17 protein-coding genes are annotated in these 15,278 nt (G+C 61.2%); 7 read left to right on the top strand and 10 right to left on the bottom strand.

Features of this window, described 5'->3' with window-relative positions; genetic code table 11:
• The first annotated feature begins 553 nt into the window (after positions 1-553).
• A complete protein-coding gene (glnL, locus tag SC318_RS01845; RefSeq protein ID WP_005783937.1) occupies positions 554-1,639 on the top strand; it encodes a nitrogen regulation protein NR(II) in 1,086 nt (361 codons plus the stop codon).
• Complete coding sequence (ntrC, locus tag SC318_RS01840; RefSeq protein ID WP_320429411.1) at positions 1,636-3,072, top strand: nitrogen regulation protein NR(I); 1,437 nt, start codon at positions 1,636-1,638, stop codon at positions 3,070-3,072. Before glnL ends, ntrC begins: the two co-directional genes overlap by 4 nt.
• A gap of 452 nt (positions 3,073-3,524) precedes the next feature.
• Here ntrC and SC318_RS01835 read toward each other — a convergent pair whose 3' ends face one another.
• Complete coding sequence (locus tag SC318_RS01835; RefSeq protein ID WP_320429410.1) at positions 3,525-3,962, bottom strand: hypothetical protein; 438 nt, start codon at positions 3,960-3,962, stop codon at positions 3,525-3,527.
• Here SC318_RS01835 and SC318_RS01830 point away from each other — a divergent pair.
• Positions 3,961-4,416: a tRNA (cytidine(34)-2'-O)-methyltransferase gene (locus tag SC318_RS01830; protein WP_320429409.1), complete on the top strand. Its 456-nt coding sequence runs from the start codon at positions 3,961-3,963 to the stop codon at positions 4,414-4,416. The genes SC318_RS01835 and SC318_RS01830 overlap by 2 nt on opposite strands.
• A 119-nt stretch (positions 4,417-4,535) precedes the next feature.
• Here SC318_RS01830 and secB read toward each other — a convergent pair whose 3' ends face one another.
• From secB to SC318_RS01815, 3 genes are read right to left on the bottom strand one after another with little or no spacing between them, the layout of a single operon-like run.
• Positions 4,536-5,015, bottom strand: a complete 480-nt coding sequence (gene secB, locus SC318_RS01825; protein WP_012721755.1) for a protein-export chaperone SecB — start codon at positions 5,013-5,015, stop codon at positions 4,536-4,538.
• Positions 5,016-5,049: 34 nt separating this feature from the next.
• Positions 5,050-5,304, bottom strand: coding sequence for a glutaredoxin 3 (grxC, locus tag SC318_RS01820; protein ID WP_320429408.1), 255 nt, complete (start codon positions 5,302-5,304; stop codon positions 5,050-5,052).
• Position 5,305: 1 nt separating this feature from the next.
• Positions 5,306-5,719 (bottom strand): rhodanese-like domain-containing protein, encoded by a 414-nt coding sequence (locus tag SC318_RS01815; RefSeq protein ID WP_306491244.1) that lies wholly within the window; start codon positions 5,717-5,719, stop codon positions 5,306-5,308.
• A 151-nt stretch (positions 5,720-5,870) separates the two neighbouring features.
• Between SC318_RS01815 and gpmI the strand changes: the two genes are divergently transcribed.
• The 4 genes from gpmI to SC318_RS01795 all read left to right on the top strand — a co-directional run bounded on the left by gpmI (position 5,871) and on the right by SC318_RS01795 (position 11,071).
• Positions 5,871-7,397 carry a 2,3-bisphosphoglycerate-independent phosphoglycerate mutase gene (gene gpmI, locus SC318_RS01810; RefSeq protein ID WP_320429407.1) on the top strand — a complete coding sequence of 509 codons (1,527 nt, stop codon included), beginning with the start codon at positions 5,871-5,873 and terminating at the stop codon, positions 7,395-7,397.
• 256 nt (positions 7,398-7,653) lie between these two features.
• Positions 7,654-8,949, top strand: coding sequence for a murein hydrolase activator EnvC family protein (locus SC318_RS01805; protein WP_320429406.1), 1,296 nt, complete (start codon positions 7,654-7,656; stop codon positions 8,947-8,949).
• A 30-nt stretch (positions 8,950-8,979) separates the two neighbouring features.
• Positions 8,980-10,296, top strand: a complete 1,317-nt coding sequence (locus tag SC318_RS01800; RefSeq protein WP_320429405.1) for a S41 family peptidase — start codon at positions 8,980-8,982, stop codon at positions 10,294-10,296.
• Position 10,297: 1 nt separating this feature from the next.
• On the top strand, positions 10,298-11,071 hold the full coding sequence (locus tag SC318_RS01795) for a divergent polysaccharide deacetylase family protein (protein ID WP_320429404.1): 774 nt from the start codon (positions 10,298-10,300) through the stop codon (positions 11,069-11,071).
• A gap of 168 nt (positions 11,072-11,239) precedes the next feature.
• Here the strand turns inward: SC318_RS01795 and SC318_RS01790 are convergent, their stop codons facing one another.
• The 6 genes from SC318_RS01790 to hisB form a co-directional block, all read right to left on the bottom strand.
• Entirely contained in the window at positions 11,240-11,995 is a 756-nt protein-coding gene (locus SC318_RS01790; protein WP_320429403.1) for a substrate-binding periplasmic protein, read from the bottom strand.
• 66 nt (positions 11,996-12,061) lie between these two features.
• Positions 12,062-12,832 (bottom strand): imidazole glycerol phosphate synthase subunit HisF, encoded by a 771-nt coding sequence (hisF, locus tag SC318_RS01785; RefSeq protein ID WP_065950077.1) that lies wholly within the window; start codon positions 12,830-12,832, stop codon positions 12,062-12,064.
• 79 nt (positions 12,833-12,911) lie between these two features.
• Positions 12,912-13,661: a 1-(5-phosphoribosyl)-5-[(5-phosphoribosylamino)methylideneamino]imidazole-4-carboxamide isomerase gene (gene hisA / locus SC318_RS01780; protein WP_320429402.1), complete on the bottom strand. Its 750-nt coding sequence runs from the start codon at positions 13,659-13,661 to the stop codon at positions 12,912-12,914.
• 90 nt (positions 13,662-13,751) lie between these two features.
• The gene (locus tag SC318_RS01775; RefSeq protein ID WP_320429401.1) at positions 13,752-14,012 is read right to left on the bottom strand and encodes a DUF2164 domain-containing protein; all 261 of its coding nucleotides are present in this window, start codon (positions 14,010-14,012) and stop codon (positions 13,752-13,754) included.
• The gene (hisH, locus tag SC318_RS01770) at positions 14,013-14,651 is read right to left on the bottom strand and encodes an imidazole glycerol phosphate synthase subunit HisH (protein ID WP_320429400.1); all 639 of its coding nucleotides are present in this window, start codon (positions 14,649-14,651) and stop codon (positions 14,013-14,015) included.
• Positions 14,651-15,244, bottom strand: coding sequence for an imidazoleglycerol-phosphate dehydratase HisB (hisB, locus tag SC318_RS01765; protein ID WP_003237513.1), 594 nt, complete (start codon positions 15,242-15,244; stop codon positions 14,651-14,653). Before hisB ends, hisH begins: the two co-directional genes overlap by 1 nt.
• Positions 15,245-15,278: the final 34 nt, after the last annotated feature.

Here is a 15,278-nt window from a genome sequence, read left to right as displayed (position 1 = left end):
TCAAAAATTGTGGGAGGGGGCTTGCCCCCGATAGCGGTGGATCAGGCATGTAAATGTCGAATGACACTCCGTCATCGGGGGCAAGCCCCCTCCCACATTTGATTGCATGTATTCAGGACTGTCTCTTTGATCGTTCCCACGCTCTGCGTGGGAATGCCCCTTGGGACGCTCCGCGTTCCGCCACCGCTACCAGTTTCGGCAATTGCACACGGGTGACGCAGAGCGTCACGGGCTACATTCCCACGCAGGAGCGTGGGAACGATCGTAGGGTCATCACGACAGTTGCTCACACATCGGATGTGGGCGCATTCAGCTTCCTGAACAGACCGCCTCAAACTGCACTATATTGGTGCGAGAGACTGCACCCTCCTCACCTGTCCAGCCCATTTTGGTTCGAATCCTCACGACAAAGCTGGCAGAACGCCACAGTTTCGCGCCAAAACTGCTTATTTCAGGGCTTTGACGCTTCTTTTCGGAGCCTTGGTTTGGTTTTTGCATTTTCCTTGTATCAGCGTGTGCCTCAAGCCTGCGCCTTGCTCCAAAAGAGGTCCTGATGACCATCAGTGATGCACTGCACCGTTTGTTACTCGACAACCTGACCACCGCGACCATCCTGCTCAATGCCGACCTGCGCCTTGAGTACATGAACCCGGCGGCGGAGATGCTCCTGGCCATCAGCGGCCAGCGCAGCCATGGGCAGTTCATCAGCGAATTGTTCACCGAGTCGGCCGAAGCCTTGAGCTCGTTGCGCCAGGCCGTGGAGCAGGCACACCCGTTCACCAAGCGCGAGGCGATGCTCACCGCCCTGACGGGCCAGACGTTGACCGTCGATTACGCCGTGACGCCGATCCTGAGCAATGGCGCGACCCTGCTGCTGCTCGAAGTGCACCCTCGAGACCGCCTGCTGCGCATCACCAAGGAAGAGGCGCAGCTGTCCAAGCAGGAAACCAGCAAGATGCTGGTGCGCGGCCTGGCCCATGAGATCAAGAACCCGCTGGGCGGTATTCGCGGCGCGGCACAGTTGCTGGCCCGCGAGCTGCCGGAAGAGCATCTCAAGGACTACACGAATGTCATCATTGAAGAAGCCGACCGCCTGCGTAACCTGGTGGACCGCATGCTCGGCTCCAACAAGCTGCCGTCCCTGGCCATGACCAATGTGCACGAGGTGCTGGAGCGCGTCTGCCAACTGGTCGAAGCCGAAAGCCAGGGTTGCATCACCCTGGTGCGTGACTATGACCCGAGCATTCCCGATGTATTGATCGACCGCGAGCAGATGATCCAGGCGGTGCTCAATATCGTGCGCAACGCCATGCAGGCCATCAGCAGCCAGAACGAGCTGCGCCTGGGCCGCATCAGCCTGCGCACCCGCGCCCTTCGCCAGTTCACCATCGGCCATGTGCGCCATCGTCTGGTGACCAAGGTCGAGATCATCGACAACGGCCCGGGCATTCCTGCGGAGCTGCAGGAAACCATCTTCTTCCCCATGGTCAGCGGCCGCCCGGACGGTACCGGGCTGGGCCTGGCCATTACTCAGAACATCATCAGCCAGCATCAGGGCCTGATCGAATGTGAGAGCCATCCCGGCCACACCACGTTCTCGATCTTCCTGCCATTGGAACAAGGAGCCCCCACGACATGAGCCGTAGTGAAACTGTCTGGATCGTCGACGACGACCGTTCTATCCGCTGGGTCCTGGAGAAAGCCTTGCAACAGGAAGGCATGACCACCCAGAGCTTCGACAGCGCCGACGGCGTGATGAGCCGCCTGGCTCGCCAGCAGCCGGACGTGATCATTTCCGATATCCGCATGCCCGGCGCCAGCGGCCTGGACTTGCTGGCGCGTATCCGCGAGCAGCACCCGCGCCTGCCGGTGATCATCATGACGGCGCACTCGGACCTGGACAGCGCTGTCGCGTCATACCAGGGCGGCGCCTTTGAGTACCTGCCCAAGCCGTTCGATGTGGATGAGGCGGTGGCGCTGGTCAAGCGCGCCAACCAGCACGCCCAGGAACAGCAGAACCAGGAGGCGCCGCCGACGCTGACCCGCACCCCGGAAATCATCGGTGAAGCGCCGGCCATGCAGGAAGTGTTTCGCGCCATCGGGCGCTTGAGCCACTCCAACATCACCGTGCTGATCAACGGCGAGTCGGGCACCGGTAAAGAGCTGGTCGCCCATGCCCTGCACCGTCACAGCCCTCGGGCGGCCTCGCCGTTTATCGCACTGAACATGGCGGCCATTCCCAAGGACTTGATGGAGTCCGAGCTGTTCGGCCATGAAAAAGGCGCCTTCACCGGCGCGGCCAACCTGCGTCGCGGGCGCTTTGAGCAGGCCGACGGCGGCACCTTGTTTCTGGATGAAATCGGCGACATGCCGGCCGACACCCAGACCCGCCTGTTGCGGGTGCTGGCCGATGGCGAGTTCTATCGCGTCGGCGGGCATACGCCGGTCAAGGTCGATGTACGCATCATTGCGGCGACCCACCAGAACCTCGAAACCCTGGTGCACGCCGGCAAGTTCCGTGAAGACTTGTTCCACCGCCTCAACGTGATCCGCATCCACATTCCACGCATGTCGGACCGCCGCGAAGACATTCCCACCCTCGCCCGTCACTTCCTCAGCCGCGCTGCCCTGGAGCTGGCCGTAGAGCCGAAGCTGCTCAAAAGCGAGACCGAGGAATACCTGAAAAACCTGCCGTGGCCCGGCAACGTGCGCCAGTTGGAGAACACCTGCCGCTGGATCACCGTAATGGCGTCCGGGCGTGAAGTGCACATCAGCGACCTGCCGCCGGAGCTGCTGAGCCTGCCTCAGGATTCGGCCCCGGTCACCAACTGGGAACAGGCATTGCGCCAATGGGCCGACCAGGCCCTGGCACGCGGCCAGTCGAACCTGCTGGACAGCGCCGTGCCGGCGTTCGAGCGGATCATGATCGAGACCGCCCTCAAGCATACCGCTGGGCGCCGTCGCGATGCCGCCGTGCTGCTGGGTTGGGGGCGCAATACCCTGACGCGCAAGATCAAGGAGCTGGGGATGAAGGTCGACGGCGGGGATGACGACGAAGGCGACGAGGGCTGACCTCGATTTCCGACCCACCAAAGAACCCATGTGGGAGGGGGCTTGCCCCCGATTGCGGTGTATCAGCCATGTAGATGTTGACTGACACACCGCCATCGGGGGCAAGCCCCCTCCCACATTTGGATCTTCATCAGGTTCATGGTTATGCACCGATTCAATGCACCATGAACCGGCATTGGGCATGGAGCGGACAGCCGAAACATCGCTACGACTGAAGAATGCTTCAACGCTGAAACCAGAAAAGCCCCGTATTCCGGGGCTTTTTGCTTTCTTGCAGTTTTTTGTTGAGCAAATTGCGAACTCTGGCACGTCCCCTGCAATAACCCCAGTACTACCCAGTTTCGGGGACCTTGGTACAGGCAGGCCGAGAATCCCCTCTTTAACACCGAAGCCTTTGGCTTCACCCCGTTTTGGGAGCCCTGGTACAGGCAGGCCGGGAACTCCCTCTTTTATTACTCCTGGAGATGGATCTCCAGCCGCCAGCGGTCGTCGACCTCTTCGCCCTTCCACTCCCCACGCAATGGCCGGGCCGCTACCAGGTTGAGCAGCAAGCCGCCGTCGGTCTTGCGGATGCGCCAGTTCACATCCTTGTCGTTTACCTTCAGTTGCCCACTGGCCGCCTTGCCCTGCGCGTCGAACAGCAGCGCCACGGTGCCGTCGATATGCTCGCCGTGCAGCTTGGGCTCGCTGTTGAACCACACCACCAAACCGTCCACCGCAGGTTCCACCTGTTGCAGCTCGACTGGCTCGGGCGCGGTCAAGCGACCGATCATCAAGCCAATCATCAAGCCGACAATCGCCAATGAACCGAGCACCCGCGGCAATAGCTTCGGCCTTGGGTCGTCTTCGGGGGTAGAATGCAGCGCATCTTTACCTTCGGAGCCGTGCATGTTTCACGTCATCCTTTTTCAACCAGAAATTCCGCCGAATACCGGCAACGTTATCAGGCTGTGCGCCAACAGTGGCTGCCACCTGCATTTGATCGAGCCGCTGGGTTTCGACATGGACGACAAACGCCTGCGCCGTGCCGGGCTGGACTACCACGAGTACGCCACCCTGCAGCGCCATGCCGACCTGGCCAGTTGCCTGGAAAGCCTGGGCCACCCACGCTTGTTCGCGTTCACCACCAAGGGCTCGCGGCCGTTTCATGATGCCAGCTTTGCCGAGGGCGACGCGTTTCTGTTCGGCCCGGAGAGCCGGGGCCTGCCAGCCGAGGTGCTTGACGCATTGCCCGACGGCCAGCGCCTGCGCCTGCCGATGCGTGAAGGCTGTCGCAGCCTGAACCTGTCGAACACCGTCGCCGTGGCGGTCTACGAAGGCTGGCGCCAACTCGGCTTCAAGTAACACACAAAACCAATGTGGGAGGGGGCTTGCCCCCGATAGCGGTGGGTCAGTCACAGATACAGTGACTGACACCCTGCTATCGGGAGCAAGCCCCCTCCCACATTTTTTACCGCATCGACTTATTGAACCGTCGACGAACCTTCCTGTTGCATGCGCTGCAGCTCTTGGGCGTACAGGGCATCGAAGTTCACTGGTGCCAGCATCAGCGCCGGGAACGAGCCACGGGTGACCAGGCTGTCCAGGGTCTCACGCGCGTACGGGAACAGGATGTTCGGGCAGAACGCGCCCAGGGTGTGGCTCATGGACGCTTCGTCCAGGCCCTGTATCAGGAAAATACCGGCCTGTTGCACTTCAGCGATGAAGGCCACTTCTTCGCCGTTCTTGACGGTGACCGACAGGGTCAGCACGACTTCGTGGAAGTCACCTTCCAGGGCTTTCTGACGGGTGTTCAGGTCAAGCGCGACGCTTGGGGTCCACTCCTGGCGGAAGATGGCCGGGCTTTTCGGCGCTTCGAACGACAGGTCACGCACGTAGATGCGCTGCAGCGAAAACTGTGGGCCTTGAGCTTCTGCTGCTTCGGTGTTCTGTTGATCAGTCATCGCAGATCCTTCTTTATCTTGGGGCTTTTAGGGGTTAGGCGGACAGCAGCGCATCAAGTTTACCGGCGCGCTCCAGGGCGAACAGGTCATCGCAGCCACCGACATGCCTGGCGCCGATCCAGATCTGCGGGACCGACGTGCGCCCTGCCTTCTGGGCCATTTCGGCACGCACCTGGGGTTTGCCATCGACCTTGATCTCTTCGTAGGCAACACCCTTCTTATCCAGCAAAGCCTTGGCTCGCATGCAATAAGGGCAATAATCGCTGGAATACACGACAACCTGGCTCATATCACTTCACCAGCGGCAGGTTATCGGCTTTCCAGCTGCCGATACCGCCGGACAGTTTGGCGGCGGTGAAGCCGGACTTGAGCATTTCGCGAGCGTGAGTGCCGGAATGCTGGCCCTGGGCATCGACCAGGATGATGGTCTTGGCCTTGTGCTTTTCCAGCTCGCCCAGACGCGCCATCAGCTTGTCCTGGGGAATGTTCAGGGCGCCGACGATGTGACCGGCGGCGAAATCCTTGGCCGGGCGGATATCCACGACAACGGCCTCATCCTTGTTGACCAGCGCGGTCAGCTCCGAAGTGCTCAGGCTGCGGCCACCACGGCTCAATTCGTGAGCGATCAGCAGCGCCAGCAGGATGACGAAGGCACCCACGAGCAGATAGTGGGCAGTGGCAAATGCAATCAGGTGATCAACCATCAAGGAGGTTCCAGGGCGTTAAAATGGCGGTAAGTATACACAGCCGTCAGGGGCGGCCAACCCCCGTAAAGCGGTGACGCGGTTGGAACTTCGCTTTAAACTGCCACTCCCTTTTCCATTGTCTTCCTTTATTACCGCCGCGAGAGGATCTATGACTACCACGCCTAAACCTTTGGTCCTGATAATTCTCGATGGCTTCGGACACAGTGAAAGCCACCACGACAACGCCGTGTACGCAGCGCGCAAGCCCGTGCTGGACCGCCTCACCGCCACCGTGCCCAACGGCCTGATCTCCGGTTCCGGCATGGACGTGGGCCTGCCGGACGGCCAGATGGGCAACTCCGAGGTCGGCCACATGAACCTCGGCGCCGGACGAGTGGTATATCAAGACTTCACCCGTGTGACCAAAGCGATCCGCGATGGCGAGTTCTTCGAGAACCCGACCATCTGCGCGGCGGTGGATAAAGCAGTCGCCGCCGGCAAGGCCGTGCACTTGATGGGCCTGCTGTCCGAGGGCGGCGTGCACAGCCACCAGGACCATCTGGTCGCCATGGCCGAACTGGCCTTCAAGCGCGGCGCCGACAAGATCTACCTGCACGCCTTCCTCGATGGCCGCGATACCCCGCCCAAAAGCGCGCAGTCGTCCATCGAACTGCTCGACGCCACCTTCGCCGCCCTGGGCAAGGGCCGTATCGCCAGCATCGTCGGCCGCTACTTCGCTATGGACCGCGACAACCGCTGGGACCGCGTGGCCCAAGCCTACAACCTGATCGTCGACGGCCAGGCCGAATTCAACGCCGCCACCGCCCAGCAAGGCCTGGAAGCCGCCTATGCCCGTGGCGAGAGCGATGAGTTCGTCAAGGCCACCACCATCGGCGAGCCGGTAAAGGTTGAAGACGGCGACGCCGTGGTGTTCATGAACTTCCGCGCCGACCGCGCTCGCGAGCTGAGCCATGTGTTTGTCGACGAGGGCTTCAAGGACTTCGAACGCGCGCGCCAGCCGAAAATCGAGTTCGTCATGCTGACTCAATACGCCGCCAATATCCCGGCCCCCTCGGCTTTCGCCCCGGGCAGCCTGGAAAACGTACTGGGCGATTACCTGGCGAAGAACGGCAAGACCCAACTGCGCATTGCCGAAACCGAAAAATACGCCCACGTGACCTTCTTCTTCTCCGGCGGGCGTGAAGAACCGTTCCCCGGCGAAGAGCGCATCCTGATCCCATCGCCCAAGGTCGCTACCTATGACCTGCAGCCGGAAATGAGCGCACCGGAAGTCACCGACAAGATCGTCGACGCCATCGAGCATCAGCGTTATGACGTGATCGTGGTCAACTACGCCAACGGCGACATGGTCGGTCACAGCGGCAACCTGGAAGCGGCGGTCAAGGCCGTAGAATGCCTGGACCTGTGCGTCGGCCGTATCGTCGATGCCCTGGACAAAGTCGGTGGCGAAGCGCTGATCACGGCCGACCACGGCAACTGCGAGCAGATGTCCGATGAATCCACCGGCCAGGCGCATACCGCGCACACCACCGAGCCGGTGCCGTTCATCTACGTTGGCAAGCGTGACTTCAAGGTGCGCAACGGCGGAGTACTGGCGGATGTGGCACCCACCATGCTGATGTTGATGGGCCTGGAGAAGCCGCAGGAGATGACCGGAACCTCGATCCTGGTCTAATCCGACACACACCACAAAACAGTGTGGGAGGGGGCTTGCCCCCGATAGGGTGGGTCAGCCAGCACCTATTTGGCTGACCCACTGCATCGGGGGCAAGCCCCCTCCCACATTAGCCTTGCGCTGTTTGGTAGATGTCTTTTTGCCATACCACCGCCACTCGGCGCCTAACTTGCCCGCCAGCCCCAATTGGGCGTTTTTTTTGCAGCGCTTGGCGGGCATACTAGGCCGTCCTTTTCCCCTGGTGTCGCCCGCCTCTATGCTTCGCGCCTTGATTACCCTTGCTCTTGTCTGCCTGCTCCAACCGGCGTTTGCCGATGAGCGCGCGCAAACCCAACAACAGCTGGACGCTACGCGTCAGGACATTACCGAGCTGAAAAAGCTGCTCGGCAAGCTCCAGGAAGAAAAATCCGGCGTGCAGAAAGACCTGCGCGGCACGGAAACCGAAATGGGCAAGCTGGAGAAGCAGGTCCAGGAGCTGCAAAAAGAACTAAAGAAGAGCGAGTCGGAACTGGAGCGACTCGACGCTGAGAAAAAAAAACTCCAGAGCGCACGCGTTGAGCAGCAACGCCTGATCGCGATCCAGGCCCGCGCCGCCTACCAGAGCGGCCGCCAGGAATACCTCAAGCTGCTGCTCAACCAGCAGAATCCGGAAAAATTTGCCCGCACCCTCACCTATTACGATTACCTGAGCCAGGCGCGCCTGTCGCAATTGAAGGGCTTCAACGAGACGCTGCGCCAGCTGGCCAATGTCGAGCAGGAAATCAATGATCAGCAGGCACAGCTGCTCGACCAGAAAACCGCACTCGACACCCAGCGTAACGAACTCGATAAAGTCCGCAAGGAACGCCAGCAAGCCCTGGCCAAGCTCAACGACGATGTGAAAGCCCGCGACGCCAAGCTGCAAGCCCGCGAGCAGGACCAGGCCGACTTGGCCAAAGTGCTCAAGACGATCGAAGAAACCCTGGCTCGCCAGGCACGCGAGGCCGAAGAAGCGCGGCAAAAAGCGCTGATGGCCCAGCAGGAAGCCGAAAAAAAGCGCCAGCGTGAGGCCGAACTGGCTGCCACCAGCGATGCCCCTGCGCCCCGCAAACCGGCGCATGCAGCGCCTGGCCCACTGGTTTCCAGCAGCGGCGAATCGTTCGGTGGGCCTTTTGCTTCAGCCCGCGGAAAACTTCCATGGCCCGTTGATGGTCGACTACTGGCACGCTTTGGGGAAACCCGTGGCGATGACACCCGCGCCAAATGGGACGGTGTGATGATCAGCGCCTCTGCCGGCAGCCAGGTTCACGCCGTCCACGGCGGGCGTGTGGTGTTTGCCGACTGGTTGCGTGGCGCCGGTTTGCTGGTGATTCTTGATCACGGTAATGGCTATTTGAGCCTTTATGGCCACAATCAGACGTTACTCAAGTCGGCAGGTGATGTGGTAAAAGCCGGTGAATCCATCTCCACTGTCGGTAACAGTGGTGGTCAGGACACGCCGGCGCTGTACTTCGCTATTCGTCAGCAGGGTCGCCCGAGCGATCCCGCACAATGGTGCCGATCCCAAGGATAGGGTCGCATCTACATTAGGAGTTCGTTCGACATGCTGCATTTGTCCCGCCTCACTTCGCTGGCCCTGACGATCGCCCTGGTGATCGGCGCGCCTCTGGCTTTTGCCGACCAGGCCGCACCGCCTGCGCCCGCCGCGATGGCCGCGACCACCAAGGCACCGTTGCCGCTGGACGAGCTGCGCACCTTTGCCGAGGTCATGGACCGGATCAAGGCAGCCTACGTCGAACCCGTGGACGACAAGACCCTGCTGGAAAATGCCATCAAGGGCATGCTCAGCAACCTCGACCCGCATTCGGCCTACCTGGGCCCGGAAGACTTCGCCGAACTGCAGGAAAGCACCAGCGGTGAGTTCGGTGGCCTGGGCATTGAAGTGGGCTCCGAAGACGGCCAGATCAAAGTCGTGTCCCCCATCGACGATACCCCTGCGTCCAAGGCCGGCATCCAGGCCGGTGACCTGATCGTCAAGATCAACGGCCAGCCGACCCGCGGCCAGTCCATGACCGAAGCCGTCGACAAGATGCGCGGCAAGCTCGGCCAGAAAATCACCCTGACCCTGGTACGCGACGGCGGCAATCCGTTCGACGTGACCCTGGCCCGCGCGACCATCACGGTCAAGAGCGTGAAGAGCCAGTTGCTGGAATCGGGCTACGGTTACATCCGCATCACCCAGTTCCAGGTCAAGACCGGCGACGAAGTGGCCAAGGCCCTGGCCAAGCTGCGCAAAGACAACGGCAAGAAGCTCAACGGCATCGTGCTCGACCTGCGTAACAACCCAGGCGGCGTGTTGCAGTCGGCGGTGGAAGTGGTCGACCACTTCATCACCAAGGGCCTGATCGTTTACACCAAAGGCCGGATCGCCAATTCCGAACTGCGCTTCTCGGCCACCGGCAACGACCTCAGCGAAAACGTGCCGCTGGCCGTGCTGATCAACGGCGGCAGCGCCTCGGCCTCGGAGATCGTCGCCGGCGCCCTGCAGGACCAGAAGCGCGGCGTGCTGATGGGCACCACCAGCTTCGGCAAAGGTTCGGTGCAAACCGTGCTGCCGCTCAATAACGAGCGCGCGCTGAAGATCACCACCGCGCTGTACTACACACCCAATGGTCGCTCGATCCAGGCCCAGGGCATCGTGCCGGACATCGAAGTGCGCAAGGCCAAGATCACCAACGAGATCGACAGCGAGTACTACAAGGAAGCCGATCTGCAAGGCCACCTGGGCAATGGCAACGGCGGTGCCGACCAGCCGACCGGCAGCGGCGCCAAAGCCAAACCGATGCCACAGGACGACGATTACCAGCTGGCCCAGGCACTCAGCCTGCTCAAGGGCCTGAGCATCACCCGCAGCCGTTGATATGCGTGTTGCGCTGATTATCGCTGTGCTGTGCAGCCTGGCCGGATTCGCGCAAGCGACCCCGGCCGGGGCGCCGCACAAAGCCTACCTGACCTTGATCATCGACGACCTGGGGCAAAACCTGCCACGGGACCGTCGCGTACTGGCCCTGCCGGGGCCGGTCACCACCGCGATCATGCCCGACACCCCCCACGCCGCCGAATTTGCCCGCGAAGCCCACAAGGCTGGCAAGATCGTCATCCTGCACATGCCCATGGACCCGGCCACCGGACCGTTTGCCTGGCACCCCGAGCTTTCCATTGAAGAGCTGGGCAAGCGCCTGGACGCTGCATTCGAGGCCGTGCCCTACACGGCTGGCATCAACAACCACATGGGCAGCCGCATGACCGCGCAGCCGGCCGCGATGGCGTGGTTGATGGGCGAGCTGCAACGGCGCCACAAGTTCTTTGTGGACAGCCGTACCAGCGCGCAAACGGTCGCTGCAGCCGAGGCGCAGAAGATTGGCCTGGCCCATGTCTCGCGAGATGTATTCCTCGATGATGAACGCACCGAGGCGGCGATTACTACCCAACTGCAAACCGCGATCAAGCTGGCGCACAAGCAAGGTTCGGCGGTGATGATCGGGCACCCTTATCCGCAGACGCTGGCGGTGCTTGAGCGCGAATTGCCCAAGCTCAAGGCGCAGGGCGTGGAGTGGATCGATATCAAGTTGATGATCAGCGTGCGCAGCAATCAGGCGATGGCCGGGCATGGCAAAGATGGCCTATACCGCTAAATGAAGGTAACGAAAAAATTCAAATGTGGGAGGGGGCTTGCCCCCGATAGCAGTAGATCAGCCAATACATTTTAATCTGACACACCGCCATCGGGGGCAAGCCCCCTCCCACATTTTTGACCGCGTTTATTCTGCTGATTCCCCTGCGCTGCATGGGAACTGCCAACTTTAGAGGTAACGCGCCATGATCTCGTCTACGCGACCGCTCTTGCGTAACTCATCCAGCGCCGCCTGGAGCTTGGCAACCAGCTCATCAGGCACATCCTTGTTCAACGCCAAGTAAAGCTGCGCACTGTTGAACCGCAACACCGTCTTGAGCCCGGTCACGCCTACCTGCCGCGCCAAGTACCGCCCGGCGGGATCGCCGGTGGCCCACAGATCGATCTGGCCGTCCATGAGCTTGTTCGCGTTGTCCTGATCGCGCAGGGCGATCACCGGGTTGAGCCCCTGCTTTTCAAGCGTCTGGGCAATCGCATCGCCCTTGTAAGCGCCGATCTTGTAGCGCTGGGCGCGCTCAAGGCTGTCGAGCTGGATCTTGCTATCGGCCTTGGCCAGCAGCACCCAGTCGTCCGGGCCGATCGGGCCTACCCATTTGAACAGCGCTTCACGGTCGGGCAAGCGCGCCATGACGAATACGCCATAGCCCGGCTTTTCCAGGGCGAGTTTGTAGATTCGCTCCCAGGGAAAACGCAACGTGAGGTTGTAGGAAATGCCGGCGCGTTTGAAGGTTTCACGCACGATGTCCACGGCGATGCCTTCGATGTTCTCGTCCTTGGCGAAATTCTTGCCGTTTTTCGCCATGTTGTAGGGCGGGAAATTTTCCGTCAGCAGCACCAGGGAGGTGTCAGACGATTCTTCGGCGTGTGCCGTAGCCACCATGAGCATGGAGGAACTGGCGAGGGCGAGCAGGAGGTTTTTGAACATGAAGGCTACCGGAATCCATGGCAAGCGCAGAGAGTGCCGCGAGCCTGCCATGGTGTCCAGCAACGTTTAGCGAACGACGATCCCGCGCGCTGCCATGTAGGCCTTGGCCTCGGGGACGGTGTATTCGCCGAAGTGGAAAATACTTGCCGCCAGTACCGCGCTGGCATGGCCTTCGATAACGCCATCGGCCAAGTGCTGCAGGTTGCCGACACCGCCCGAGGCGATCACCGGGATGCCCAGCGCGTCGCTGATGGCCCGCGTCACGCCCAGGTCGAAGCCGTTTTTCATGCCGTCCTGGTCCATGCTGGTCAGCAAGATTTCACCGGCGCCGAGGGCTTCCATCTTCATTGCCCACTCCACCGCGTCCAGGCCAGTGGGCTTGCGACCGCCGTGGGTGAAGATCTCCCAGCGCGGGGTTTCGCCAGGGCCGGAGACTTTCTTGGCGTCGATGGCGACGACGATGCATTGCGAGCCGAAGTGCTGCGCGGCCTCGCCGACGAATTCCGGGTTGAACACCGCGGCAGTGTTGATCGAGACCTTGTCCGCGCCGGCATTGAGCAGGTTGCGGATGTCCTGCACGGTGCGCACGCCGCCGCCCACGGTCAGCGGAATGAAGACCTGGCTGGCCATGCGCTCAACGGTATGCAACGTGGTGTCGCGACCGTCGACGCTGGCGGTGATGTCGAGAAAGGTAATCTCGTCGGCACCTTGCTCATCGTAGCGACGGGCGATTTCCACCGGGTCGCCGGCGTCACGGATGTTCTCGAACTTGACGCCCTTGACCACGCGACCGTTGTCGACGTCCAGGCAAGGGATGATGCGTCTGGCTAAAGCCATAGACTTAATCTCCGATTAAGAAGCTTTAAGCTACAAGCTGCAAGTTGAAGCAGGTCTGCTTTTACTGGCAGCTTGCGGCTTACGACTTGGAGCTGGCCGCGTAGCCATCACAAAAAGCTTGAGCTTCGGACACATCCAGCGTGCCCTCGTAGATCGCGCGGCCCGTAATGGCACCGATGATCCCAGGCGCCTTGGCGTCCAGCAGCGACTTGATGTCGCCCAGGTTGTGGATGCCACCGGAAGCGATCACCGGAATCTTCGTTGCCGCAGCCAGCGCCGCGGTGAACGGCACGTTGCAGCCCTGCATCATGCCGTCTTTGGCGATGTCGGTATAAACGATGGCAGACACGCCGTCGGCTTCGAACTGCTTGGCCAGGTCGATCACTTGGATGGTGCTGATTTCAGCCCAGCCGTCGGTGGCGACGAAGCCGTCTTTGGCGTCCAGGCCCACGATCACTTTGCCGGGGAAGGCGCGGCAGGCTTCGGCGACAAACGCCGGGTCTTTCACGGCCTTGGTGCCGATGATCACGTAGCTCACGCCAGCCTTGACGTAGTGCTCGATGGTTTCCAGGGAACGGATGCCGCCGCCGATCTGGATTGGCAGGTTCGGGTAGCGCTTGGCAATGGCGGTGACCACCTCGCCGTTGACCGGCTGGCCTTCGAAGGCGCCGTTCAGGTCCACCAGATGCAGACGACGGCAGCCCCCTTCCACCCATTTGGCGGCCATGCTCACCGGGTCATCGGAGAACACGGTGGAATCTTCCATGCGGCCTTGGCGCAGACGGACGCAGGCGCCGTCCTTGAGATCGATAGCGGGGATAATGAGCATGCTTTTCCTTCGTCAAAAAGTTGCAAGCTGCAAGCTATTAGCTGCAAGCAAGCACGCGTATCAATTCTTGCAGCTTGGGGCTTGAAGCTTTCAGCTGCTCTTTTCAAGCGACCACAAGTCGCTTTCGATGCTTTCGAACCTTTCTTTAAGGAGCGTCTGCGTATCGAAAATCGCCTTGTTGTAATAGTGCGGTGCCACTTCAGTAGTGAACAGCTCAAGAATCTCGGCGACCTCAAACGAGCCCAGCTTGAGCTCGAAGCGGTCTTCCATGAAGCGCTTGATATTGTCGGTAGCCGCACGCTCCTGCTCGGGCGTGAGGTTCAAGATGGGCGCTATGGGCTTCTTGGCCATTTACCAGCGACCATCCCACGCGGCGAAGTTCTGCAGCAATTGCAGGCCGTGGGTATGGCTCTTCTCCGGGTGGAACTGCACGGCGAACCGCGAACCGTCGGCCAGCGCAGCCGCGAAGTCGACGCCGTAGTGCCCGCCACCCACTACCTGCTCCGGTTTACCGGCGGCAATGTAGTAGCTGTGCACGAAGTAGAAGCGCGCCATGTCCGGCACTTCGTGCCACAGCGGGTGATCCATGCTCTGACGCACTTCGTTCCAGCCCATGTGCGGGACTTTCAGGTGTGCGCCGTCTTCATGCAGGTCTTTGCCAAAGAACTTCACCTGGCCCGGGAACAACCCGATGCAGTCAACGCCGTCGTTCTCTTCGCTGCTGTCGAGCAAGGCTTGCATGCCCACGCAGATGCCGAGGAACGGGCGGTCCTGGCTGACTTCGCGCACCAGGCTGTCAAAGCCCAGGCGGCGGATCTCGGCCATGCAGTCGCGAATCGCACCGACGCCGGGAAACACCACTCGGTCGGCTTCGCGAATCACATTGGCATCGCTGGTGATCAGCACTTTGCCGGCACCGACGTGCTCGAGGGCCTTGGCCACCGAGTGCAGGTTGCCCATGCCGTAATCGATAACCGCGACCGTCTGCATTACAGGACGCCCTTGGTCGACGGCATTTGCCCGGCCATGCGGTCATCCAGCTCGACGGCCATGCGCAGCGCGCGGCCGAAAGCCTTGAACACGGTTTCGATCTGGTGGTGGGTGTTGGTGCCGCGCAGGTTGTCGATGTGCAGGCTGACGAGTGCGTGGTTGACGAAGCCTTGGAAGAACTCCTGGAACAGGTCGACATCGAAGCCGCCCACGGTGGCGCGGGTATAGGGCACGTGCATCTGCAGGCCTGGGCGGCCGGAGAAGTCGATGACCACGCGCGACAGCGCTTCGTCCAGCGGCACATAGGCGTGGCCGTAGCGACGGATGCCTTTTTTGTCGCCGATGGCCTTGGCAAATGCCTGGCCCAGGGTGATGCCTACGTCTTCCACCGTATGGTGGTCGTCGATATGCAGGTCGCCCTTGCTGACGATATCCAGGTCGATCAGCCCATGACGGGCGATCTGGTCCAGCATGTGCTCAAGAAAAGGCACACCGATATCAAATCGGGCCTTTCCGGTGCCATCCAGGTTGATCGAGGCTTTGATCTGGGTTTCCAGAGTGTCGCGCTCGACGGACGCCATACGTTCGACCATCACCAGCTCCGCAAATCATTGGGCGAAAAAGGCA

It is taken from the genome of Pseudomonas sp. MUP55 (assembly GCF_034043515.1).
Lineage (GTDB): Bacteria > Pseudomonadota > Gammaproteobacteria > Pseudomonadales > Pseudomonadaceae > Aquipseudomonas.
This window is presented reverse-complemented; position numbering and strand designations above follow the sequence as displayed.